Origin of the sequence: Aestuariibacter sp. A3R04, from assembly GCF_018860805.1 — a bacterium.
Taxonomy (GTDB): Bacteria; Pseudomonadota; Gammaproteobacteria; order Enterobacterales; family Alteromonadaceae; genus Alteromonas.
The window spans coordinates 710123-735338 of sequence record NZ_JAHKQR010000003.1; the positions used below are offsets into that span (position 1 = coordinate 710123).

Below are 25216 nucleotides of genomic sequence, written 5' to 3' on the forward strand. Positions count from 1 at the left end.
TACGAATCGAGGCAGTAAGAATAATGGCAAAACAAACACAGCCCGATGCTGTTTTTTGGGCAAAACACATTGGTCTCGCGTTGGCGCTTATGGTAATTGCGGGCATTATTGTGGCAATTTATGAAAAAAACGCATCGGCGCCAGTACCAGAAGGTGCTAAAGAGGAAAAGTCCGTGTCTCAGGGACTGAGCGATTTCTACCGAGAATATCGTATGTCGTCGACAGACCCCATTGAGGAAGATCAGAGTGATTTTGTAGTAGAACTGTCAGATAGCGGCGAAGACTTAGACACTCAGCTATCCAACATGTCCAGTGGTTTTATGTCTGCAAACAATGACTGGGAAGGGGAGCATAAAATGCGCAGTTTCAAAGCTGGCGATACGCTACGAGAAGTCATTACGCGATACGCACAACAAGAAGGCATGCAGGTTATATGGGATCTCCATCAAGACTTCGTCATCAAATACCACTTTCAAGTGGACAATACCATTGTGGGGACGTTGTCGGCAATTGCCAGCGCCATAGATGCTAATTTCGAGGCGCACGTCGGGACATATATATGCCCCGAACAAAGAACCCTGGTGGTGACGGACGAAATTTCACCATTTTTAAAGGCCAACTGTAAGCTGGTCAATTAATGGTCAGGCGCTGTGGCATATTCAGCATTGACGGTTTTATCCCAAATTGCCGTTACGGCCTGTCTTGTGGACGCAAGTACCTGAGAATTATCTGCAAACCGGTGGTCAGCCAGCGTGAGTTGATGGTAATGATCCCGCAGGGTTAAGTAAGCCTTTTGCAGGGTGAGGGTGTCTTCTTTCGTCACCAAATTATGTTTTGCTGCCATTTCAATAATACGAAGATTATCAGTGAATTTAGTGAGTTCAGACAGGCAGTTTGCATTGGCCAGAACCCAGTATTGGGCGAGAAATTCAATGTCTGTGATCCCGCCATGGCATTGTTTTAAGTCTATGCCGTTTGCATTAGAAGCAATGAGATGCTCACGCATTTTCGCTCGCATTTCTCTTACATCCCTGCACAATTGAAGAGCGTCTCTTGGCTGGCGCAGTACGTTTTCGCGTACTTGGTCGAATTGTGCCATTAGTTCACTGTCGCCGGTGATGCTTCTCGCCCGCACCAGTGCTTGATGTTCCCATGTCCACGCATCTTCCTGCTGATATTTTGCGAAGCCATCAATGTGACAACACAAGAGGCCGGCATTGCCCGACGGGCGCAATCGCAAGTCTGTTTCATAGAGCTGACCGAACAGCGTTTTTGTGTTCAGTAGGTGCATCAAACGCTGTGCTAGCTTGATGTAAAACTGGGATGCGCCTATTTGCCGTTTGCCATCGGTCACTGCATCCCGCGGGGCGTTGTGAATGAATACCAGATCTAAATCAGAACCATAGCCAAGCTCGTAACCTCCCAGTTTGCCGTACCCGACGATCATGAAGCCGTATTCACCTTCTTTTAAGTGAGTGGGTTTTCCGTATTTATTCTGCGTGTGGGACCATGCGTGAAGTAGTACATTTTCCAGTATAATTTCCGCCAGTGCAGTGAGTTTGTCACTTACACAGGCAATGGGTAATGAGCCACTGATGTCACTTGCGGCGATACGCAATTGCTGACAAAGTCGAAATTGACGCCAGCTGTCCATCACCATTTCAACGTCTTCAGGTTCAATGCGAAGCATTTGCTGTCTGAGCTCATCGCGGTAGACGGTTCGGCTTTCATCAATATTGGTATTTTGTTGTTGTAAGTAAAGTGGCGTGAGCAATTCGTCTAGTAATAAGGGAAAGCGCTTAACTTGCAAGGCAATCCATTCACTTCTGTCACACAGTTTTATCAACTGATTAAGTACATCGGGGTTTTCCAACAGCAGGTCGAGGTATGTGGTGCGTCCCGCGACGGCGAGTACGACATTAAGCAGTCTGTCTAACACTTGTTTGGTTTTACTTGGGTGCTGCTCCACCAGTGAGTAAATGACTTCAGGCATAAGCCTGTTGAGTGAATCTGCGCCGCGTTGCCCTAGTCGAGACTTCGTTAGGTTTTCCCTGAATCCCGCCAGGCTGTGAAACACCCCGGATGCCTCATCCTGGCTAAGAGGTGGAACAAGTAATTCACAGAATTCGCTCTCAGATAGTGTCAAGTGCCAGCCATCGCAACACCGTAAATACGTAGAATCATCGTCGTCATGGCTGTCTTGTGGGGTTTCAATGATATCCTGAAACATTTGATTGACGTTGTGTCGCACATCGCTCAGTGCATCTGAGAAGCTCGCGTAGTCGGCGTAACCCAGCACAGCGGCGAGTATGGTTTTTCGTAGGTTTTCTTCGGGTAAGAGCTGGGTTTGCTCGTCATTGATTTGTTGCAGGGTATGTTCCGTTTTTCGCAAAAACAGATAATGTTGGTACAGCGCTGTCATGTCGTCGCGACTCGCCAACGATAGCGTATGAATTGCCGTCAGCGTGTCTTTTAATCCTTTTACCTGTAATGCAGGCTCTCTTCCGCCATGAATAAGCTGGAAACTTTGGGCGAAAAACTCAATCTCCCTGATCCCGCCATTTCCCAGTTTGATATTTTCACCCAATTGGCGGCGTCGTTGTTCACTGGCTATCAGGTGTTTCATATCCCGCAGTGAGTCAATGGTGGTAAAGTCGAGATAGCGGCGAAAGGTAAAGGGCTTGAGTATATTTTCCACTTCTTCGCGGTAGGGGGATGCCGGATTGAGCACCCTGGCTTTGATCATGGCAAAGCGTTCCCAATGTCGACCCTGTTCTTGGTAATAATCTTCAAATGCTGCCATGTGCATAACAAGAGGGCCACTGTCTCCAAATGGACGTAGTCGCATGTCTACCCTGAAAACCTGTCCGTCTGCGGTAATCTTATTCAGGGCGGTAATCAGCTTTTGCGCCAATTTGATGAAGAACTGCTGATGCTCCAGTTTTCTGCGACCACCTTCGGTTTCTCCTTTCTCCGGATACACAAAAATCAGGTCGATATCAGACGAAAAGTTTAACTCGCAACCACCCAATTTCCCCATGCCCAGAATTAGCATGGGCTGGGGGCCATGTGAACCTTGTGGAGTGCCGAATTGACGGCAGTGTTGTTCGTAAAGTGTGTGGTAGGCCGTGAGGATCAGTGCATCTGCTAAAGCCGACACTTGTTTAAGAGAGACGTCAATGGGTTGTTGGTTAGTGAGGTCCCGAACAGCAATTTTACTCATATAAAAGTGTCGCATTAAGCGCAGGTGACGATGTAGCGTTGCTTCGTCTGCTTCTGCTGGCAAAGCGTCAAATTGTTGTGTGAACCCATCAGTAGTCATAGGTAGTTCATTGTTTTCGAGAAGCTGTGGCACCCACTGTGGGTGCTGCATAATCTGCCTGAAAACGAATTCACTCTTTCCCATAACATCCGTCAGGACAGATTTTTTATCGGGAGTCAGGGAGCACTCCCCGTGACGAGCGACAAACTGAGACAGACGATCTTCTCCAGTTTCTATAATAATCCTGTTTTTTATTTCTTCCGTATGCATAATACGCTCAACCATCAATGAGTTAACAGACAAGAGTCTGTCACAAGATGTTGTTGGCCTCCAGTGTTTATGAATATCATCGCGAGGAGCGATTTTATGGACGTGCTCGTTAAGTTGAACCCGTTGCCCCACGACCTGTTGGTCTATTTATTAATTGATATCGGCCTTGCGCTCCTGTTATTGATGATCATGAAGTGGCTGTCGGGTACTTTCAAAAAACGGTCGGTTGCAGACGAGCTTGGTGTTCAAGATAATTTTGCGTTTGGGATAAGTATGGCTGGTGGCATGTTGTCCTTGTGTATTGTGGTAGGTGCTGTGGTTGGGCGCCACGTGGGTGAAGGCTATGCTACTGCTGCAATCGGTATGCTCACGTTTGGTTTAGTTGGTATCGTGCTGGTGAAGTTCGGCCGCTATGCCCACGATAAGATTGTGTTAAACCGACTTGATACAATGGGGTTAATAGCCGATAGAAGCGTGAGCGTGGCACTGGTTGACGCAGCCAGTTTGATCGCCAGCGCAATTATTTTAAGAAGCATGGTGTTGTGGGTAGATGGCAGTGATATGAATGCCATGATCGCAATTGTCACCGGGTTTACTGTGGTACTGGCCTTGTTACTGATGATGACCCGCTTGTATGAGATTCGCTATGCCAGAGACAATCAAAATGATTCGTTTCAAGGCGCCCTGCGTCAAGGGCAACTGGCCCTTGCGGTAGAACACTCGGGGAACTTACTTGGCATTGCCATGATTGTTTCGTCTGCCAGTTATGTACTGAACTACCATCCTTCCGGTTATGTGAGTAACGTCACTGGCTGGTTAATTGTCGGTAGCGTGTTGTCACTCGCGTTATTAGTGTTAGTTACTATTAGTAAAAAATTCATTCTGTACGGTTTAAACTATCGTCAAGAAGTGGATCAGCAGCACAATATAGGGGTTGCATGTCTTGAGTTAACCCTGAGCATTGGCATTGCACTTATCGTGAATGGTGTGTTGGAGTTTTTAGCTTGATTGCTGCGTCCGTACTTCATCGCCAATAAAATGGAAAAGGCAGGGAGTAACACCATCAAGGTGCTGACTTGTTCCGTTTATCACCGCCAATTTAGCGGCTCGGTTCATTTGCTTGATGCGGTATTCTGTGCGCATGGCGGTGGCTTTGTCAGAAACTTGTCCAACCCAGCGAAAAGCCAGGGGGGCTTTCCCTTTTAGCGCTTTAGCTCCCCCTTTAATTTCTCCGACGTGTTGACGCATACGCCTGCGAGGGTTATTTGTTACGCCGGTATACAACTGTGCCAGGCGATTTTCAATGATGTACACATACCAGTTCTGTGTCGTTGTGTGCTTTTTTTCCATTGCGCCTGTTATACTCTCTTACCACATACTAAATACATCTTATAAGTGATGATGTTACCAGATTTTAGCCAAACCAAAATTCTAATTGTGGGTGACTTGATGCTCGATCGTTACTGGTCGGGAGGCACGGGGCGTATTTCTCCTGAAGCGCCTGTCCCTGTGGTGAACGTAGAAAATACAGAAGACAGACCAGGTGGCGCAGCAAACGTTGCTATCAACGCAGCTACTTTAGGAGCCAGTGTGACCCTGCTAGGGGCTACAGGCGACGATGAAAATGCCAATATCCTGGAACAACGGCTGTCTTCCCATGGGGTAAATACTATATTGTTTCGCTATGCCGAGCGGGATACCATTACCAAATTGCGGGTCATGAGTCGCAACCAACAGCTCTTGCGCCTTGATTTTGAGAAAAGTTTTTCCCAAGTCGATAAGTCTGCCATGTTAGACGCGTTTACAACTGCTCTGCAAGCCCACGATGTGGTGGTTTTATCAGATTACGCCAAGGGGTGTTTGTCAGATGTTCAGCAATTTATTCAAGCTGCTAAACGCGCCGGTAAACCTGTAGTTATTGATCCGAAAGGCAATGATTTTAGCCGTTATCGCGATGCGACGCTCATCACTCCAAACAGGGCTGAACTTGCTGCGATTACCGGCGATGCGCAAGACGAAAACACGTTGTGTGAGCAAGCAACATCCCTACGGGACTCCCTAAACCTTGGCGCAATATTGTTGACGCGGTCTGAGCAGGGCATGACCTTGTTTGAAAAGACAAACGAACCCTATCATTTGCCGGCAAAAGCAAAAGAAGTGTTTGATGTCACCGGGGCAGGCGATACCGTCGTGTCAGTACTGGCGGTAGCGCTAGCAGCACAACAATCCTTGCAACATGCCTGTGTACTAGCAAACATTGCAGCAAGTGTAGTGGTGGGTAAGCTTGGTACCTCTACCGTTTCTACTACTGAGCTGGCGGTGGCACTGGGTGAGCAGTCCTCTCATCTTGATGGCGGCGTAATGACGGAGGCACAGCTTGCCCAGGCAATGCTTCAGGCCAGGCATAGGCAAGAACGCATTGTAATGACAAACGGATGTTTCGATATTTTACATGCTGGTCATGTGAGTTATCTGGAGGCGGCGGCAAAACTTGGTGATCGCCTCATAGTCGCCGTTAATGATGATGACTCGGTGTCGCGACTCAAAGGCCCAGGCAGGCCCATCAACAACGTTGTGCGCCGTATGGCGGTTCTTGCCGGACTAGCCGCTGTCGACTGGGTTGTCCCCTTCAGCGAAGATACGCCTCAGCGACTTATTGCATCATTATTACCGGATATTCTGGTGAAAGGCGGAGACTACAGGGTTGAAGACATCGCCGGTGGTAAAGAGGTCATGGATGCGGGTGGAGAAGTACGCGTATTGCATTTTGAGGCAGGCGTATCAACCACGGGTATAATCAGCCAAATCGTCGGGAAACAAAATAATCCATAGGGGTGTCATTTGTGGTTTGTCTCACACAGTCATGGCGATAATGTGAGCTTTGCGATACTCTTACACATTCACTAGTCATGGTTCTCAGTATCAGCGGTAGTTTACATGTACGAAAGTTTTTACGGACTCGATTCAAAGCCATTCCAGCTAACGCCGGATCCGGCTTTCTTCTTTGCCAGTAAATGGCATAAAAGAGCAATGTCATATTTGCAATACGGCTTGTCTCAGGCCGAGGGATTCATTGTAATTACCGGCGATATTGGTACGGGGAAAACCACTATCGCAAACAGCCTGTTGGCGGACATAGAAGACGACATTGTTGCTGCGCAAATTGTTACGCCTAAACTCACGCCTGACGAACTTGTAAAAATGGTAGCTGCAAAGTTCGGCATCAGTGTTGCTGGGTCAACCAAAGCGGATATCCTTAAAGATCTGGAATCTTTTTTGTTCGATCTTAGCCGTCAGGGGCAACGGGCACTTTTGTTGGTTGATGAAGCACAAAACCTACCGTTGGAAACCATTGAAGAGCTGAGAATGCTATCTAACTTCCAACAATCTGGGAAACCGCTGCTACAAAGCTTTCTGTTAGGCCAAGAGGAATTACAGCCCATATTACGTGCGCCGAATATGGAGCAGTTCCGACAGCGTATTGTAGCCTCATGTCACCTTGCCCCCTTAATGGAAGACGAAACCAGACGATACATTGAATATCGGATGGAACACGCAGGATGGCGCGGAAATGCTTTGTTCTCTGACGAGGCGTTTTCTCGTATTCACACCTTCACAAGGGGGGTTCCTCGTAAAATAAATACTCTGATGGACCGTATTTTATTGTTCGGCTTCCTCGAAGAACTCGAAGTGCTTGATGAAGAGGCGGTAACTACTGTTATCAACGAAGTCAAAGAAGAGATGTTTGTACCGGATCAACCGACGGTGGAAAATGCAGATGTCGACGAAGATGAATCAGATATGGAAGCCGATCTGTCTGAAGTTATCGCGAAAATTAAGCAAAAAGGTCCGCACAAAAAGCTGATCACGCCAAATGGTAAAGAAGTACAAGATGCCGAGTATTACAAGGGGATGTTGGCAGAGCTGGTCGATGCCTTGGACGATGCCATTGCACATAAAGTTAAGCTGACTCAATACATAGATAAGATGCTCAAGAAAAAATATCAAACTTATATGCGATCAAAAGAAGAGTAGGGTAAAGTTTATACCCAATGTGATAAAAAACGCCGCGAATGCGGCGTTTTTTGTTAATTAAACTTGTATTCTAAGCTGAAGGCAATTCTCCGCTCATCCCAATTTAGGCCAAATACGCCGGAGTTCAATTTACCAGAGCGACTGGTGTATTTAAGCTTTACGTCGCCGGACAGAGACTGGCTAAATTGCCGCTTCAGTCCTAATGTAGCAACCCATTGCTCGTTGTCTGCTTTACCCGTCTCTGGGGTTTCCAGATCGAGGATACCGTATCGAATCGTGGTGAGTAGGTTACTATGCCGACTAAGCTTATACCGGCTATCTACTTCCAAATATGAATTTTTTCTAACTCTGTCAAACTCTAAGTAGTCATGCTCTGCATATTGAGCATTAAACGCCAAAATCAACCTGCGGCCTTGCAATCCAATCTGTGCAATAGCAGATTTACGCAAAATGATCGCGTTGGACAGCTCCAAACCCGTGGTAATGATCTGTAATATCTGTTCATCCTCAGCCGGCTCATAGTCCAGTGAGCTGGGTTGGAAGCACGCATCAATGGTGAATTGACCGACAGGGCAAACAAATACGCCCAGACTTTGCGGAGAAGCGGCAAGTTGCGAGTAAGAAGTTACTTGTTCTGAATAATTGATTACGCCACGAACTTTTCTTGACGCATAGTTAAGTGAAGCACTGGCTGATTTACCGTAAAAGCGCTTCCCATAGGTTGCTTGGATATTTGTACGCGGTGTAATCGCCCAAACGGCATCTACGCCTATGAATGTCTCGCCATCATCTCTTTCAACATCAGAATCTATTGTGTTGGCTGTTATCGAAATATAACGTTGTTGAGATAATCGGTAGGTCAATCCCACACCATAGCTTTTAAATTCCCGATCGTTGGAAAATTCATCGTTGCGATCGACGAGTTCATTGGCGTCATAAGTGGCAGTGAACCGCACTGCCCAGGGTTTATAAAGTACCGAGTCGATATAGGCTGTGGCGTACTCACCCGTATAATCGCCGTTAGCAGATTCATCGCGCTTTATGTCGTTGTAATTACCCTGCATCATCCAGAAGTGATTTTCCGCATCGTTTCCACTGCTCAGCGCGAAAGAAGCGACGAGAGTATCGTTGTTTAAAGCGCTGGTATTGTTAAACGCGTTTTCTTTTCCGTCTATTATTGAGTAAGTTACCGATGCATTTCCCGCGACTAAATCGCCTTGGGGCAGCGTGAGGTGCGTGCTATAATTTTGTGTATCCACCCTTGCAAGAGAGTCAGCATTTAGGAAGTAATCAGACACCAAAAAATCCTGACCTGTGTTGTCCAGATATTTCTGGGCTCCATTTGCTTCAAACGTTAGAACATGTTCGATGGGTTGCCAGCTTAGGCCATACTGATATTCGGCAAAGGTATCTTTTCGGCTTGCATCATCGGCATCCCGATTTAATTGGGTCACGCTACCATGGAAGTTACCGCTAAAAGTTTTAGTGTTTAACAGCGCAGTTAATGAAGGTTTGACAGAGTAGGTTAAGAGTTCTTCATCTCTAGCCTCATTATGCCGATTTTGTAGCATAGTTGTACCTTCCAACGATGCTGAAATATCAATTCCCTTCGCAGCGCTGAAATGAGAAATTACAGCCAGTGACAGCGGAGTAAGCGCCATCAGCCACTTGTTCTTGTCTCTTCGTGCTCGTTGCATATTAGGAGTTTTGCCTTTCCGAGTAGTAATATCCATAGTAGCCGGTTCCATCCGAATCTTTGTACACAGATTTGTTGACGACAAATCCAATGGCCATATCGGGGTTGAGACGGTCGACAGCGTGTCGAATATCGCTTAGCTTAGACTTACCTTCTTCAACCACTACGACAGCCTGCCCCGCAAAATTTGCCAGCACGGCGGTTTCCGTTATACCAATCAATGGTGGTGTGTCAAAAACCACAATCCGGTCGGAATAGCGGTTGGCAAATTCATTAACGGTTTCAGCCATTTTTCGACTGGCAAGTAGTTCAGTGGTTAAATGGTGTGATTTACCCGCTGGGATTATTTTCAGCTTGTCGATGTTAGTGGGGTAGAGTACATCCGAAATGTCTTCCACTTCACCGGTAAGGTACTCGATGAGACCGCGTCGTTTCTCAAGGCCCAAAGTATTAAGGACATTGGGCTTCAAAACGTCTGCATCCACTAGCAGAACGGTTTTATCCTGTTCTGCTGCAATACTCATGGCCAGATTACAGGCAGTGAAGGTTTTACCTTCTGAAGGTCGGCCACTCGTTACCATTATGATATTGCTGTTTTGAAGCGTTGAGGACAGCGGACCAAAGGCATTGTTTAATAATTTGCGCTTAATCTCACGATATTCCTCGTTGATTTTCTTGCGCGTACCAAACATCGAAATATGGCCATTTTTTTCCAGTCTGTCGAGGTCGAGATTAAAAGATTCAAGCGAACTAGCCAGACCAGGAGCTGCAGTCGATTGTGCGGGGGGCACTGATGCCCGCTCAGACATTGCAGAAGCCATTTTCTGCTGTGACGCCTCGATAGTACTCTGTTCCTGCTCTTGTGCCTTTTTCTTTTGTTGAGCTTCACGTTGACGTTGAAGCGCTTTTTCAATAGTACTGCTCATTACAATACACTCCGCAGTAAATCAATATCCAGCAGTTCAGCACCCACTAACACGCCATACACCATCACCAATGTGCCCGATGACAATAGGAACACTGCCATGCGCATTCTGTTCGACTTATTGATTTTGTCGATGTGAAGATGGGTAACCGTACCCCAGACCGGGTAGTCAGTGGTTTGCTGAAGCTGTGATGCCCGAATAAGCAGCGGTGAAAGCTGGCTAAACAAAAAGGCAAGACCAGTACCAATACCGAAACTCATCAACAACACCAGTGTGTAAAACAAGATGCGGTAAGGGCCAGATGGTTGGTTTGGCTCCAGTGGTGGTTCGATAATTCTGAATTGCAACTCTTCAGCAGATACATCAGCCCGCCTTGATAAGTCGGCGGATTCTCTTCTGGCGAGAAGATCCTCATATTTCTGTTTGGTAATATCATAATCGCGATTCAAAGAAGCGGATTCTGCTTCAATCTGAGGGACCAGGTCGATTTTTGACTCTAACGTAGTAATTCGCCGTTGTAAGTCTTGCTCTTTAACTTGTAGCGCTGCTATCAGGCTTTGGTGGCGACTGATTTCAAGCTTAATTTCCTGATTGAGGTCGCTCATGGGAACGTCGTCGCCATCGTCATCGCCGGCATTGAGGAAATCATCGATCTCTTTTTGCCGAGCTTTTTCAAGGTTTGCTAACAAAGCCTTAGTTTCGATAACATCGGGATGTTGCTCAGTAAACCTGAGTTGCAAGCTGTCGAGTTGCTCTTCTAAGGATTTAATCCGTTCATCGTAACGCGTGCGAAGTACGGATTCCATTTCGTTGGTGACTCCGAAACTGTCTCCGGCACTCTTCGTTCGAGACAACTGGTTGTTTAGAGAATCGACCTGTTGTTCAGTTTGCTTGATTTGCAGGCGCGTAGCCTCCAAATCATTGCTCAAGGTTTGGAGGGTAGAATAAAACGTTCCTTGTAAAGGCAGGATATTACTGTACTGACGTTTAAAGTCAGCCAACCTTTGCTCGGCCTCAGAAAGTCGTGACTCATATTCAGCAATTTGCTCATCGAGAAACCGGTTCGCTGTATCTGTGTCCCGTCTGTTATTTCCCAACGCACCTTCAACAAACAAATTTAGCGTTTCCTGAACAACGGTTTGCGCCATCGCTGGGTTTTTATTTTCGTAGGAGATAGTGAAGATATTGTCCCGACCCGTTGAACGCAATTGAATCTGCCTGGAAAGCCCGTCAACGAGAGTGTCAAATTCTTGATCGTTGGTGGTCATAAGATCCAGATCGCTTTCTCTGGCAATGGTTTCAACATTAGACCGGCTGAGAAGAGTCTTCGCCATCATTTGAATCTCCTGATCGGGATCCGATTGAATGGCAAGCCCTTTCAACAACGGTTGTAGTACAGAACGGGTGTCTACGTACACAACGGCTTGTGAACGATAAACATCCGGCAAAAGCGCCACATAAGCAAATCCAATTGGACATAAAATCCAAGTGCATACCATGATGAGACGCTTTTTAACCCAAATTCCCTTTAAATAGTCACTCAGCTGACCGAGGGTACGCTGTAAATCCTGCATTTAATATCCCAACTACCTGTACGACTAGAACCAAGCTTCTGGAATGATAACAATATCACCAGGCAAGATATCAACATTCTTGGAAATGTCACCGTCGCGGATTAAATCGTCAATATTGACGTCGAACGTCTTTTGGCGACCGTCGATTACACGTACCAGTTTTGCGTCGTTACCGTCAGCAAACTCGGTCAGACCGCCAACGGCGATCATCAGGTCGAGTAACGTCATGTTTTCTGAATAACTGATGGCCAATGGGTTCGCCGCTTCTCCGATTACGCGAACCTGTTCACTTAACGGACCAGCAAAATTATTAACGCTTACCGTTACCCGAGGGTTGTTGATAAACGTGGATAGTTGCTCTTCCAGTTCCCTTGCAAGCATGGAAGGTGTTTTCCCTGCTACGTCCACATCTTCAACTAACGAAGTGGTGACTTTGCCATCGGGACGGACAATAAAATCACCGGATATCTCAGGATTTCGCCATACAAAAATAGTAAGGGAGTCACCTGGACCGATGAGGTATTGGTAATCATTGACGTTGGTAGTCATTGATGGGTGAGCCGTTGCCTCAGGCAACGTTGAGTGGCTTGTGCATCCAGAAAGGGCTGTCATAGCGCCGACAACCGTCAAACTTAAAACGTGTTTATACCAGTACATGAGAGTTCATCCTACACTCGATATGATTAATTTTTTTGCCTTAATGTAATTTACCCTACGGCAAATACCACTATAATGCCAACATCTTATGTAGTCTATTACAATAATAACCTTTATGATAAACAAAGATGTTGCAGTAACAGGGAGCCAAGGGTGGCGATAAACAGACACAACCAGAGCAAACGGTCCAATATCCTGGTCGTTACAGAAGCTCTGCTCATTGCGTACATGGGCTATATCACGCAGTTCATACTGGTACAGATTGGGTTAAGCGAGCCGGTCACTATTGAAAAGCTCGTGGTTAACGTAGGCATGTTAACGGTAAGCATACTGCTGTGTTCGTTGTCTGTGGGTCTTTATGAAGCTAAGCTCAGGGAAACGTTCCGCGGTATTATTCGCCGAATATTTGTTAGCGTTGGACTCAGCTATTTCCTTGTGGAAGTCATTAGTCGCGCCTTGTTCGATGAACTGGTGATGCATTCTTATTTTCTGCCTGCTGCGGTATCGAGCATTATTATTACGCTTGTAGTATTCCGCTATTTCACTAATCGCCTTGGCTTACTCGGGTTGGGTAAAGTACGTATAGTCGTTTTGGGGGCCGGGGAGCGCGCGTCCATTATCGAGAAGCGTATGCGCAGAGATGTGGACCGTATTGGGTTTGATCTAATGGGCTTTATCCCCATTCCTGGTGACAATCGGGAAGACGGTATTAAGAAAGAAAAGATCATGCACGTAAAAGTGGATGAGAATTTCCAGCAGTTCATCACCGAAAATGATATTGAGGAAATTGTCATCGCGTGTGACCAGCGCCGTGGTACTTTGCCTATCGATGTGTTGTTTGAATGTCGGCTTCGGGGGATAGAAGTAACGGACTTACTCGACTTTATGGAGCGGGAAACCGGACAAATTGTAGTAAACCTTATGTATCCTAGCTGGGTCATATACTCCAATGGATTTCACAGTCAAAATTACTTGCGGGATGCACTTGATTACCTGTTGAACGCATTTCTCGCTTCTCTCGTGTTTTTCTTCACATGGCCATTTATGCTTATTACTGCCATTACCATTTGGCTGGACGACGGACGACGAACTGGTGCGTCTGTGTTTTACAAGCAGGAAAGGGTTGGCCTTAACGGTAAGTTGTTTAAGATCATAAAATTCAGAAGTATGCGTCCTGATGCAGAAAAAGACGGTGCAAAATGGGCCAGTAAAAACGATGATCGCGTTACCCGAATTGGCCACTTTATACGCAAATACCGCATCGATGAATTACCCCAGCTATTCAATGTATTCAAAGGTGAAATGGCGTTTATTGGTCCTCGGCCCGAACGACCTGAATTTGTTGAAAAACTGGTGAGGGAAGTGCCCTATTACAACCAGCGACACAATGTAAAACCCGGCCTTGCCGGATGGGCGCAGTTAAATTACCCCTACGGCGCCAGTGTGGAAGATTCCATGGAAAAACTCAAGTTTGACCTTTACTACGTCAAACACCAAAGCTTGCTTTTAGATATCCTTATTCTTATCCGTACAGTGGAGATTGTTCTATTCGGAAAGGGCAGGTAGGGTAAGTGACCCTCGTCTACACGGAAGTGAATAAATACAACAGGAATAGGAATAGATGAAAAATACAGGTGGATTTTTTTCTTTTTTCACCCAGCATTCCGCAAAATGGCTTTTTTGGGCGCCGTTCTTTTTGGCCCTGTTATGGGCCCTCGCCAATGCGCCAGTGATGCAGACGCTATGGCGACACGGTTTCGATGACGGTACATACAGCCATGGATATTTGATCCCCTTTATTTTTATCTACCTGCTGATTGTAATGGCTAAAACCGGGCAACTTTCTGCTCGCACTGGGAATCATATACCAGCCCTGGTTTCCGCTGTCTTACTGGTATTTGCGTATTTCGTCGCCCTGGCATCGCAAATTAGTTTGTTGGTTTGGGTGTTGTCACTGGCATTGTTGGCGAATGCGTACTGGATGGTTTTTCGTTTCTCTTGGGGGATGGCTTATTCGGTAGCCTTCTTGCTGTTCATGTATCCGCTGTGGGGCTCACTTCAAACCGCGTTGCAGCAATTGTCTGTGTTTGCGGTGATGAATATTATGGCGTACTCGGGAATTCCCACCTATGTGGAAGGAACATCGGTGATGATTCCAGCCGGTACCTTCGTCATCGCGGGCGGGTGCAGTGGATTGCGTTACTTTTTGGTGTCCCTTGCCATTGGTTCTTTGTTTGTGTTTTTGAATCTTCGCCGTAAGTCCGCCATTGTTAAATTCCTCGCTCTTGCGATAATCGGCGCGTTAATAACGAATTGGATCCGCATTGTCGCCCTTATCGTTATTGGTCACGAATCTAATATGCAAAGTGAACTTATGCGGGACCACAATAACTTTGGCTGGTACATTTACGCGCCATTTGTGGTACTGCTGTTTTGGTTTGGTGAGCGGCTGGCTAAAAAAGAGCCGGTAGATCCAATGACAGAATGCAAACGTTCGGAAACTGATGCATTTACTTCCAGCGCAAAAAAGACAATGCCAGCGGCCGTCGTGCTGATCTTGGTTTCATCGTCTGCGCTGCACCTCAATTTGTTTTCTCAGTCGACAAACGTTGCAGATGAATGCCAAGATGTAAGCGTATTAGGTGACGCTGCGCCCCTGTTGCCCTATGAGGCCAGGACCTGTGTTAAATCTGTACCGGTTAATGGCGCACGCGTTGATACACTTTTAGTGTGGTATAACGGTGATGACCTTGATGGCAAACCTACCCAGTATCAAGTGCGATATTTTCCAGAAGAGTGGCAAGTTGTTCGCAAAGACACCCAAGCAGGGTGGAATGTGGTTACTGCTATGGAAGGGCAAAATATCCATAAGTTCGCTTGGCGTTTTGTTGTTGATGGTGAAAAAACCGCCAGTGTTGTGGAAATGAAAAAGCTGCGCTTGAAGAAGGCCCTGAAGGGCGTTAGAGGATCTGCACTGGAGTGGATGCACGTTGAATGCGGTAGCCAATGTCAGTCAATTGGGGCGAGCTGGCTAGAAGTTGAAAAAGACGCTTTCTAATGTCAGTGACTTGTGTGACGTCTTCGGAAGGTCTGGCTCGACTCGAATCAGATTGGGAAGCACTGTATCAACAGGCGGATAACGCCCACGTGTTTCTGAGTTTTGATTGGATACAAATCTGGCTGGAGGTGTTCGGCGGTCTAGTCAAAACACTGTTAGTATATTGTTGTTGGGAAGATGATAAACTCGTGGCGGTGCTTCCACTTTATCAATCCCGATTAAATGGCATGTGCTTTTTTATTGGTACCGGTGAGCCCGAGCAAAGCGAAGTATGCAGCGAATACCAGGATATTCTTGTTCATCCCAACTGCATCAATGGGGCTACCGCGTTACTTCAGGCTGCGCTTTCTGCACATTTCAGGACGCTTGTTTTTAAAAATGTCAGGCATGATGCTTACCTGCGCAGAATGATAAATAGTGTACTACCACAAACACTCATCCGCGAGTATAGCCAGGAGCGTCGCTATTTTGTCCCGTTGGCAGCCGATGACATTTCTCGTACTAAACTTTACAAAAAAGCCAATCGTTATCTCAATGCCTTCTTCAGACAGCCTGAAGCCGCAGTCCGGTACCCTGAAAATGAAAGTGATGTTGAGGAACAGTTTTCACGACTTATCACATTGCACCGTCAGCGGTGGTCATCGCGTCAGCAACAGGTCATATTTGATGATGCGCATTTTTTAAAATTCCATACCAAAACTATAACTAGACTTTGGCGTAAAAACAGGCTTGTACTTACGGAAATTGCGGTTGGAGACGAAGTCATTGCCAGCTTTTATGGTTTTAAAAATCCGAAAAGTATATTTTTCTATCAAAGCGGTATAAATGATAAATTTAAACCTAATGTTTCGCCGGGTACTATTATGCACCTGATAGAAGCTCGTGCTGCACTAACGCATCAACTGAACGAGTATGATTTTTTGGGAAGTAAGCCTGAGAACACGTACAAAGGTCGTCTTACTGATCACAGTGAACCCTTATATCGCATTGTTGCGCATGCCTCCAGAGCAGCAAAATGGGTACATCGGATCACCGTGTTTAGGGCGAGAATAACAAACCGAATGAATAGGGTGTTAAACGGATGAAGGCTGTTCACGCTACCGGAGATGTAGCAAAAGTGCTCGAAGCAGAAGAAATTAAACCTACCTGCAGGATAGGTTTTTTCTTTTTACTGGTGTACACCATACTGGTTTTCCTGCGTCCCCACGAATGGCCTATGTTCGTAATTGAATTTCCGCTTCTTCGTATTTTTCTCATTCTTGCGTTTGTCAGTTACCTCCTAGCGTTGACGCCAAAAATTTGGAATATACAGTGCACCTTGTTGCTGTTTATGTTGTTTGTCGTGATCTTGTCGGAGTTTAGGGCCTTCCGTTTCTTTGCTAACTCCTTTGTTATGCAAGACTCTTTTGCTTCTAATTTCTTACCTTTCTTACTCTTTCTTGGTTTTCTGCAAACCATAAAGCGACAACATTGGATTATGCTTGTGAGTATGGGGGCTGCTCTTGTGATGGTACAACAATCCTGGACGCAGATTTCCAACCCGTTGGGCATTGGATGGGCAGAAGCTGCCATGCCCAGAGGTGAGTCTCTTCAGGCCCGCTACATAGGTATTTTTAATGACCCCAATGACATGGGTATGTTCCTGTTGATGAATATTCCTTTGGCTGCCTATTTCATGACCCAGGCGAAGAGCAAAATAATGAAACTGGTGTATTTGGGCTGCATTGTAGCCTATTTAGCAGGTATTTATTGGAGTGGTAGCCGAGGGTCGCTGGTTGGAACTTTTGTTGTCTTTATTGCTTTCTTTTATTTGCGTTTTGGCAAAATAAAAACCATTTTTCTTACCCTGGTTACTGCGCCTGCCGCCATCTTCGTGATGTCTAAATTCCGTGCCATTTCTACAGATGATGAGAGCGCGGATGCGCGGTTGGAAGCTTGGTACCAAGGGATACAAATGTTTAAGTACCGCCCGTTATTCGGAGTGGGGAAAGAACAGTTTGTTATTTATCACGGTAAAACCGCACACAACTCTTATGTATTGGCCTTCGCTGAGTTAGGCATTAGTGGTTATATGTTGTGGATGACTTTCCTTATCATGGTCTTTGTAATGCTGCTGCAGGTTCGAAAAATAGATGTCAATCGGGCAGCTAATAAATTGCTATTCGCAAAAGAGCAAGCTGCGGCAGTTTATTTGATTATTTCCATGATAGGGTATTGCACTACTGCCTTTTTTATCAGTAGAACCTATATGCTTTTCTTTTATGTATACGCGGCTGTGTGCGTGGCTTGCTATATTCGCGCCAGCCGTCTCCATCCCGATATCGAGTCGTCGATGTCGTGGCCATTATTTTTTAAATGTGCATTATGGGCGTTCTTATCTCTCCCCATAATGTATGTAATTATTGCTGTTTTACTAGGGTTATAAAATCTATGGTGCATACAGAAAAAGTCAGTGTCATTGTGCCTTTTTACAATGGCGGAGACACGATTAAAAAGACCCTGGAAGGCATATTTGCACAAAGCTACAAAAACCTTGAAGTGGTACTTGTCAGTGATGGCTCTCCCGACCCCGTGGCGCCATATTTAATTCCCTTTACGGACGAAAGTCGTTTAGTTGTGATTGAGCAGGAAAACGGTGGTGTAGCAGCAGCGCGAAATACGGGAATAAAAGCGGCTACCGGGGATTTTATCGCCTTTTGTGATCAGGATGATATATGGCATAGCAACAAGTTAAGCGAGCAAATGCCATTTTTTGAACAGTCAGAAGTAGGGTTGGTGTATACAGGCACTGAAGCGATAAATACGAAAGGACATTCTGAACTGATAATTCCGGCCCACGAAGGCCAGTGCTTTTTTGCACTTTGTAAAAAGAATTTTATCACCTGCTGTACGGTAGTAGTGCGTAAATCCCTAATTGAAAATATTGGCTATTTTAACGCAGAGAGAGCGCTTCAAGGTGTGGACGACCGATTTGTCTGGATGCAACTTGCGAGGTTATGTGACTTCGCAGTGGTCAAGAAGCCCCTAGCGACTTATGTCATTCACGGTGGAAACTACTCGTTAAACAACAGGAAAATGTTAACTGCGGATGTTTACTGTATTAAGACGCTTTCAGCGCTTCCAGATTTAACCGCGGAGGAAGCTGAAGCCCTCGATGACGCACTTACCCGAGTATACATTCATTATGCTAATAATTTTCTGTATCGCGACGAAGTCTCAGATGCGGGGCGCTGTTATCTAAAAGCATGGACCCGCAATAAGTTGTCACTGAGTTGGTTAGTGATAGGCGTATTGCTCTATCTTGCCCCGGTAGGACTTGTAAAGCAGCTTAAACGCTTGCGTAAATCAGTTATTTCTTAAGGATTATTGTGAAAGCCAAAGCACTTATCATTGTAGGTATGCACCGAAGTGGGACATCTGCTGTTTCCGGCTCTCTGGCAGAGCAGGGCGTTTTTATGGGCGATTCCTTGTATGGCCCACAAAAAGGAGTCAATGAAAAAGGCTTTTACGAAAATTCGGCACTGGTCAGGTTCAACGAGCGCTTATTCGATGTGTTAGGGTGGAGTTGGGATGACCCGCTAGCCAGTTGTCATCAAACTTTTGATATAGACGCTTTAACTCCCTGGATTGAGCGCGGTGTGGCATTAGTGAAATCAGAATATGGCAAGCATCCCTACTGGGGAATGAAAGACCCAAGAACGTCATTGTTACTGCCATTTTGGCATGCTGTATTAGAGAAAGCTGATGTGGAACCTTTATACATTGTTATGGTTCGTCGCCCCACGGAAGTCGCAGGTTCATTGGCTAAACGGGATGGGTTTTCTGAAGAAAAGTCCCTGATGTTATGGATGAATTACACACTGTCGAGCATGATAAATACACTGCCGGAAAACCGAGTCGTCGTATTTTTCGATGCTTTGATGCAAAACCCAGCGTCACAGATGGAGCGTGTTTTTGACGCTGCGGATATAACACCAGAGCAAAGTGGTAGCTCAAGCTTTGTTGACACTCGCTTAATCAAGCAGAAAAGTCGTTTCGAGCCTGAAAGTGAGCTTGGTAAGTTGAGTATGTCTTTATTCAACGTACTTGAACACAGTGAAAATATCTCTGCCGATGTGCAATCGCAATACGACAGCTACTGCAGCCGCCTGTCTGTGGTATTGGTTGAGCATTTAAGAAGCGTCAAACAGTCAGAAGTTTTTTATCGGCACCTGTTCTTTAAATCCTATCGCTCAATATGGTGGAAGCTGAGCTTACCAGTGAAAAAGGTGGAAGAGATGCTTAGAAAAATATTTAACATAGAACCAAGGATCTAGCCCGTGCGCGATGAAGTAATTCGTTCACTAAAGTGGGTGGCGATTGGGAAAGCTCTTGGGCAAGCTATTCGCTGGGGAACCACTATTTTTACCCTTCGGTTGCTGTTTCCAGAAGATTATACTGTCATTGCACTCGGATCTTTTTTCTCTGCGCTATTATGGTCGTTGAGTACTGGGGGACTGGCCTCGGCGGTTATTCGTGAACCCGATCTTACCCCGGAGAAGCAATCTCAATTTTATACTTTTATGATAATGGCCCATGTGCTTTTCTTTTTGCTGATGCAAGGGAGCGCGCCATTTATCAGCCAGTTTTATGATAACCCTGCTATAGAGGCTGTGCTTCAGGTCACTGCGTTTAATTTCCTTATCGTGCTTATTGGGTTTATGCAGCAAACCAAAATGAATAGGGAAATGAACTTTAAAAAGCTCTCTATGGTTGATGCCTTCAGTGAGTCAGTAGGATCACTGGTTACCGTGGCGATGGCGTATGCCGATTACGGCTATTGGTCTATTGTGGTAGGTAATCTTGCATCCAGTGTCCTTAAACAGTGTAGTTATGTGGTGGTAGAAAAAAGCCGCGTAATTCCTGCAAAAATCACTTCCAGTATTGCAGATATGGTTGTATACGCTAAAAATGCATCATTCCATGGTTTTGTGGCGCACCTTGCTACCCATATTGATATTGCAATAGCTGGCATAGTAATGTCGCAGCGCGAAGTTGGTATATATCAGTTTGCTATCGTTGTTGCAATGATACCCGCTTCAAAAGTAATGCCAATTGTCAGGCAAGTTGCTTTCCCTGCTTACGCGAAGATTCAAAACGATTCGGAAAAACAGTTACGCTATTTTTTAAAATCCCAACGAATGGCTTATCTGCTCTTCATTCCAATATTTTGGGGGATCGCTGGTTGTGCTTCGTTGGCTGTGCCATTAGTTTTTGGCGATAAATGGGTTGAAGCGAGCACTGCAATGTTGATTTACTGCTTATCAATGCCTTTCCGCTCAGGTGAACAGATGTTTTCTCCATTGCTAAAATCTACGGGAAAGCTGAATGTACTCATAACAAATATTTTCATAACATTCGCTATCCTGACACCATGCTTTTATTTCATCGGTAAGAGTCCTGAATTGATGGCACTTGCATGGCTTATTGGGTTTACAATTTCATATACAATTACTACTGCAAGATCTTGCAAAGCTATTGGCTTGTCTATTGTTGAAAAATGGAGAAATATCACACTGCCATTTGTCGCAGGTGGCATAATGTTGGTTTTAGTGTACGCTACTGGAGATTATCTGCAAAGCTCCGGGATATTCGAACCTGTTTCCCTTTTGATCCAAATCTTGATTGGTGCAGTTTCTTATATTGGTGTTTTAATTTGTATTAAGCGTGAACTAGTCTTTGAATTATTGTCACTTGTAAGAGGAAAGCTAAAATAAAGCTGGAGGCGAAGAAGTTTTTGACGCGCTTGTGAAATAAATTATTGTTATCCTGCTCGTCGGGATGATTTCTTTGTAAAGTGACTAACAGGCTTTCAATGTTCTACAGAGTTCTATCGCACGTATTAAGTTTAGAATTCCAGAAAAATCCTAAAAATTTTACACAAAGCTCCGAGGCATTTAAATTGAGAAAATTCCTATGTTGTTGCTTTTTTTTACTATTTCCATTGTTACTTGCTAGCCAAGCTTTTGCTTTTAGCGAAAGCGAGCAAGAATGTAAGTTGAAAGATGTATCTATACGGAAAAATGGCAAACGCCAACAAGTGTCATTTCCAGCGACACTAGGTGCCCAATCAGGTCAGGAAATTACTTCCGCTTGTCTTTATTTTACTGGGATAGATTCGAGCTTCATTCTAACCGGGAAGGACTTTCTGGTGTCTATCAACGATGGGGTGTTTGAACCGCCGAATAATCAGAAAGTTAAAGATGGTGATTCAATAAGGATAAAATCTTTGCCCCCCGCCATGGGGCGTAAAGATAAAAGAGTGACAATACAGTTTAAGGAAACGGCACACAAAGCCCAACTGAAAAGAAATCTCTACCAAATCGTGTGGATGATCACGGCCAGCGATAGTCCAGGTAATACTATTTACGATGTTGGACCCTCGCATATGTACCGTGAAATTTCTGAAGTGTTACCAAAATTGAAACCGGGTGACACTATTCGCTTACAAAAGAATGCGGTCTATCAAGGGTTTTCTGTAAAGCAAGTTTCAGGGACTGAGGAAGCGCCTATAAAATTGACCAGCAATGCCACTGAGTCATCTGAGCGACCGCGCATAGTTGGAAGAGGTGAAGGTAAAAGAGACTGGGTTATTGGTTTAACGAGATCACATTTCTGGCATATAAAAAACGTAATTCTTGAAGGTGGTGATGTGTGCTTGAGAAACGAAGCTGCGTATACTTTACTTGAAAAAGTCGTTATAAGAGATTGTCATCACGGTGTGCTGGGGACAGACCATAGTTCGGGTTCAATTACGATCCAGAACAGCGAAGTTTATGGTTCTGGGGGCAAGGTAGAAGGGAGAGCTTGGGGCCACGCTATATATATTGCTACAGACAGAGATCGCTTTCCGGGAAGCACTTTTACGCTTAAAAATAGTTTTGTTCATGGCAATAGGGGTAATGCAGTCAAGTCCCGTGCAGAAAATACTCATATTGTTGGCAACTGGTTAGAAACCTCCACAGAAGATCAATCACGTTATCTCATAGAGCTTATTGGTTACGATGCGTATGATGATAGTGAACCGCTTTATGGTTTAGTTGAAAATAATATTTTGGTTAATATTGGTCAACAGCATAGTATTCGTGTGGGTGGCGATGGAACCGGGAGAAATATTGGTGCCGAGCGCTTCGCCAATAATCTGTTTGTTTTTTCTAAAACGTTTGACGGAACCGTTTTTCGGATTTACCACGGATTAGGTGAACTTGAAGTAGAAAATAATACCTTTCTATTCGCCAACTCTAAACCCATTTTTGTAAGAGATACGCTTAGCCCTGAACAATGGACGGATAATAAGCCCGTCGTACGGATTAAATCTAATATATTGAGCCCACTGGATGTTCTGTATTACCACAACGAAGGAAGCGCCGAGCTATCCACTCCTTACTTTTCCGAAGTAGTCATAGACAATATGACGACTAATCATGTAGAAATTGACGTTAGTGATAATAACTGGCTAGAGAAGAATGTTAGTGGTAAAGATAAGGCGAGTATTAATTCTTGGCTGCCTTTTTCGTCTAGGCCAAAAGCAAACAGCTATATTGAAACGTTGAGATAAACGCTCGTTCAAAGATGAGGAGTCAATGGCGGGCGTTGTAAATCGTTCAGGTATACTCCTGTAGCGAAAGAGAAGGAGCAAAGTTTTGACGGCCACCATTTTAGTTCTAAATGGCTTACTCAATCCACGAGGCCTGAATATCAGGCCTTTAATTTACAGGTTAACTGATATTCAGTTTCAATGGGGGCGAAGGACGCTCTCAAACACCGGTGCGACAAGCTTTGAACCTTCAACACTTAAGTGGTCTCCGTCTCTGTATAGTAAACCGTTGTCATAGTACTTACAGTATTGACCATCACAAAGAGTAGTAGCAAGCTCCAAGTAGTCAACCTGATCAAGCAGTTCTCCCATGGCGTTTTTTACTAGATACTGCGGTTCTAAATTTTGTTCGAAATACAACTTTGAAGGTGTTAAGCCAAACAATACTTTTCGCGCGAGGTAGTTTTTGACATTTATACGGGGATGGGGAACATCCTCGACAAAAACAACTTTCTTCCCGTTTTTTATTAATAGATCAATGGTTTTTCCAAGTCCTCTTAGATAAACAGTTGGGTTATTCCGTACATCAAATTCACTGTTTGTTTCGTCGACAATGAAATTATTGTTATTCTTATAACTAAAACCTGTAAAAGGTAACTCCCAAAAGCCTGCTAGAAAAATAGTCTCAACACTCTTCGTTTTAATTATCTGATTTAAAAATTTCTCTGTAACAACGACACATTCCGCTGAACCTGTCTCTTTTACACCCAGAAGGGGGCGACAACCTGGCCTTGTCATATGTAGTCCAGAGATCCCAAGATTAAGCGCAGCGGTTTCTAAAGCTGGACGCAGAGCATCGGCATGAGAATCTCCCAGTAATGCAAATGTTGGAGCCTTGTCAGCTTGCCCAAATAAGCAAGCATCGCCATTTTCTATTTGCTCTAGTGACAAAAAGTGGCAGTGTCTTTCTGAGTGAAGATATGTGTTTCCATCGGCTATTTTTACGACGACCTCTGGTAGTCTATTTGAAAGCCCTGCGTGGTGGATAATGATGATTGCGGCTACTATAACTGGAGAAGTAAACCCAAGTGTTGTAATGAATAGGGCGGCGCGATCTTTGCCTATTCTACGTTGACGGAATGGTGTCTCAACAAATATGTATGACCCCCATGCAAAAAGAATAGAGACCGTGACAATAAGGTAAGGAGTCCAAGCTTCGTCAATTAAAAATTCAATGAAAACAGTTATGGGCCAGTGCCACAAATACAATGAGTAAGAAATTAAGCCTACCCAAACCAGGGGGCTGGAGCTCAGTAATTGACCCACCCATTGCTTTTGTGACGCACCAGCATAAATTATCAAGCATGCTCCTAGCACTGGGGGAACAGCTAGTGCGCCCGGAAATACCTGTTTTTCATCAAGCAGTAATACGGTTCCTATAATCAATGCTAAACCTACTGAGCCTATTATATTGTTAGCGTGTTTTGAGCGTACTTTGGACTGCTTATTTGCAAGGTGGATTGCAAGCAAGCTTCCGGCTAAAAGTTCCCAAGCTCTTGTTGGGAGGTTATAAAACGTGAAAGAAGGTTTGAGATAAACGAGAAATACACTTAAAGCCAGAGATATAAAGAACCCTAACCACAATACAACGACTAAATTTAGCTTGGCTCGGAAACGATGAACAAACGCGAGTAGCAGAGGAAAAAAGAGGTAAAATTGCTCTTCTACTCCCAATGACCACATATGTAGTAGCGGGGTTGATTTCGCTTCGATGGCAAAATAGCCCATTTCACTCCAAAAAAAAATATTGGCGATAAAGAGCAGGGTTGCGAGGGTGGACTCTCCTAAATAAGAAAACTCTTCAGGGAGAAGGAGAAAATATCCAGTGAAAAGTGTAAAGGCTAGCACTACCAGTAGTGCAGGCATAATCCGTCTTACTCTTCGCTCGTAAAACTGAACTAAGGAAAAACGGCCACTAGAAATCTCAGAATAGAGTATCGAAGTGATAAGAAAGCCTGAGATGACGAAGAAAACATCAACACCAACAAAGCCCCCAGAAAAAAATTCAAACCCCGCATGAAAAAATACGACAGGGAGTACCGCAAGGGCCCTCAGACCGTCTATATCCGGTCTGTACTTAATCTCAGATGCCATGTTTTTAA

Annotated in this window: 19 protein-coding genes; 12 read left to right on the forward strand and 7 right to left on the reverse strand. The window is 45.0% G+C overall.

All coding sequences use genetic code 11. The annotated features are described in order from the left end of the window. The first annotated feature begins 23 nt into the window (after nucleotides 1-23). Nucleotides 24-638 carry a TcpQ domain-containing protein gene (locus KO518_RS07855; protein ID WP_216025266.1) on the forward strand — a complete coding sequence of 205 codons (615 nt, stop codon included), beginning with the start codon at nucleotides 24-26 and terminating at the stop codon, nucleotides 636-638. Here the strand turns inward: KO518_RS07855 and glnE are convergent. Continuing rightward, nucleotides 635-3532, reverse strand: coding sequence for a bifunctional [glutamate--ammonia ligase]-adenylyl-L-tyrosine phosphorylase/[glutamate--ammonia-ligase] adenylyltransferase (gene glnE / locus KO518_RS07860; protein WP_216025267.1), 2898 nt, complete (start codon nucleotides 3530-3532; stop codon nucleotides 635-637). The genes KO518_RS07855 and glnE overlap by 4 nt on opposite strands. Nucleotides 3533-3628: 96 nt before the next feature. On the opposite strand from glnE, the gene KO518_RS07865 reads away from it, so the two are divergent. Further along, nucleotides 3629-4540 (forward strand): DUF350 domain-containing protein, encoded by a 912-nt coding sequence (locus KO518_RS07865; protein ID WP_216025268.1) that lies wholly within the window; start codon nucleotides 3629-3631, stop codon nucleotides 4538-4540. Here KO518_RS07865 and KO518_RS07870 read toward each other — a convergent pair. After that, nucleotides 4532-4882: a GIY-YIG nuclease family protein gene (locus tag KO518_RS07870; protein ID WP_216025269.1), complete on the reverse strand. Its 351-nt coding sequence runs from the start codon at nucleotides 4880-4882 to the stop codon at nucleotides 4532-4534. The genes KO518_RS07865 and KO518_RS07870 overlap by 9 nt on opposite strands. Before the next feature lie 48 nt (nucleotides 4883-4930). Here KO518_RS07870 and hldE point away from each other — a divergent pair, with 48 nt between their 5' ends. Beyond that, entirely contained in the window at nucleotides 4931-6364 is a 1434-nt protein-coding gene (gene hldE / locus KO518_RS07875; RefSeq protein WP_216025487.1) for a bifunctional D-glycero-beta-D-manno-heptose-7-phosphate kinase/D-glycero-beta-D-manno-heptose 1-phosphate adenylyltransferase HldE, read from the forward strand. A 105-nt stretch (nucleotides 6365-6469) separates the two neighbouring features. After that, nucleotides 6470-7567, forward strand: coding sequence for an XrtA/PEP-CTERM system-associated ATPase (locus tag KO518_RS07880; protein ID WP_216025270.1), 1098 nt, complete (start codon nucleotides 6470-6472; stop codon nucleotides 7565-7567). Nucleotides 7568-7620: 53 nt separating this feature from the next. Here the strand turns inward: KO518_RS07880 and KO518_RS07885 are convergent, their stop codons facing one another. Genes KO518_RS07885 through KO518_RS07900 form a run of 4 tightly spaced genes read right to left on the reverse strand, consistent with a single transcriptional unit; the run spans nucleotide 7621 to nucleotide 12375 of the window. Further along, nucleotides 7621-9264 (reverse strand): TIGR03016 family PEP-CTERM system-associated outer membrane protein, encoded by a 1644-nt coding sequence (locus KO518_RS07885; RefSeq protein ID WP_216025271.1) that lies wholly within the window; start codon nucleotides 9262-9264, stop codon nucleotides 7621-7623. Between the two features lies 1 nt (nucleotide 9265). Then, a complete protein-coding gene (locus KO518_RS07890) occupies nucleotides 9266-10189 on the reverse strand; it encodes an XrtA-associated tyrosine autokinase (protein WP_216025272.1) in 924 nt (307 codons plus the stop codon). Beyond that, a complete protein-coding gene (locus KO518_RS07895) occupies nucleotides 10189-11763 on the reverse strand; it encodes an XrtA system polysaccharide chain length determinant (protein ID WP_216025273.1) in 1575 nt (524 codons plus the stop codon). Before KO518_RS07895 ends, KO518_RS07890 begins: the two co-directional genes overlap by 1 nt. A gap of 24 nt (nucleotides 11764-11787) precedes the next feature. Beyond that, nucleotides 11788-12375, reverse strand: a complete 588-nt coding sequence (locus KO518_RS07900; RefSeq protein WP_371742279.1) for an XrtA/PEP-CTERM system exopolysaccharide export protein — start codon at nucleotides 12373-12375, stop codon at nucleotides 11788-11790. A gap of 198 nt (nucleotides 12376-12573) precedes the next feature. Here KO518_RS07900 and KO518_RS07905 point away from each other — a divergent pair, with 198 nt between their 5' ends. From KO518_RS07905 to KO518_RS07940, 8 genes are all read left to right on the forward strand, one after another. Further along, nucleotides 12574-13986, forward strand: coding sequence for a TIGR03013 family XrtA/PEP-CTERM system glycosyltransferase (locus KO518_RS07905; protein WP_216025275.1), 1413 nt, complete (start codon nucleotides 12574-12576; stop codon nucleotides 13984-13986). 55 nt (nucleotides 13987-14041) lie between these two features. Beyond that, on the forward strand, nucleotides 14042-15478 hold the full coding sequence (gene xrt / locus KO518_RS07910) for an exosortase (protein ID WP_216025276.1): 1437 nt from the start codon (nucleotides 14042-14044) through the stop codon (nucleotides 15476-15478). Beyond that, nucleotides 15478-16563, forward strand: coding sequence for a GNAT family N-acetyltransferase (locus KO518_RS07915; protein ID WP_216025277.1), 1086 nt, complete (start codon nucleotides 15478-15480; stop codon nucleotides 16561-16563). The genes xrt and KO518_RS07915 overlap by 1 nt, the downstream gene beginning before the upstream one ends. A 32-nt stretch (nucleotides 16564-16595) precedes the next feature. After that, a complete protein-coding gene (locus KO518_RS07920) occupies nucleotides 16596-17903 on the forward strand; it encodes an O-antigen ligase family protein (protein WP_216025278.1) in 1308 nt (435 codons plus the stop codon). A 5-nt stretch (nucleotides 17904-17908) separates the two neighbouring features. Continuing rightward, entirely contained in the window at nucleotides 17909-18838 is a 930-nt protein-coding gene (locus tag KO518_RS07925; protein WP_216025279.1) for a glycosyltransferase, read from the forward strand. Between the two features lie 8 nt (nucleotides 18839-18846). After that, nucleotides 18847-19794, forward strand: a complete 948-nt coding sequence (locus KO518_RS07930; protein WP_216025280.1) for a sulfotransferase family protein — start codon at nucleotides 18847-18849, stop codon at nucleotides 19792-19794. A 3-nt stretch (nucleotides 19795-19797) separates the two neighbouring features. Next, nucleotides 19798-21234, forward strand: a complete 1437-nt coding sequence (locus KO518_RS20215) for a lipopolysaccharide biosynthesis protein (protein ID WP_216025281.1) — start codon at nucleotides 19798-19800, stop codon at nucleotides 21232-21234. Between the two features lie 185 nt (nucleotides 21235-21419). Then, nucleotides 21420-23075, forward strand: coding sequence for a hypothetical protein (locus KO518_RS07940; RefSeq protein ID WP_216025282.1), 1656 nt, complete (start codon nucleotides 21420-21422; stop codon nucleotides 23073-23075). Between the two features lie 177 nt (nucleotides 23076-23252). Here the strand turns inward: KO518_RS07940 and KO518_RS07945 are convergent, their stop codons facing one another. After that, nucleotides 23253-25208, reverse strand: coding sequence for an acyltransferase family protein (locus KO518_RS07945; RefSeq protein WP_216025283.1), 1956 nt, complete (start codon nucleotides 25206-25208; stop codon nucleotides 23253-23255). Nucleotides 25209-25216 lie beyond the last annotated feature (8 nt).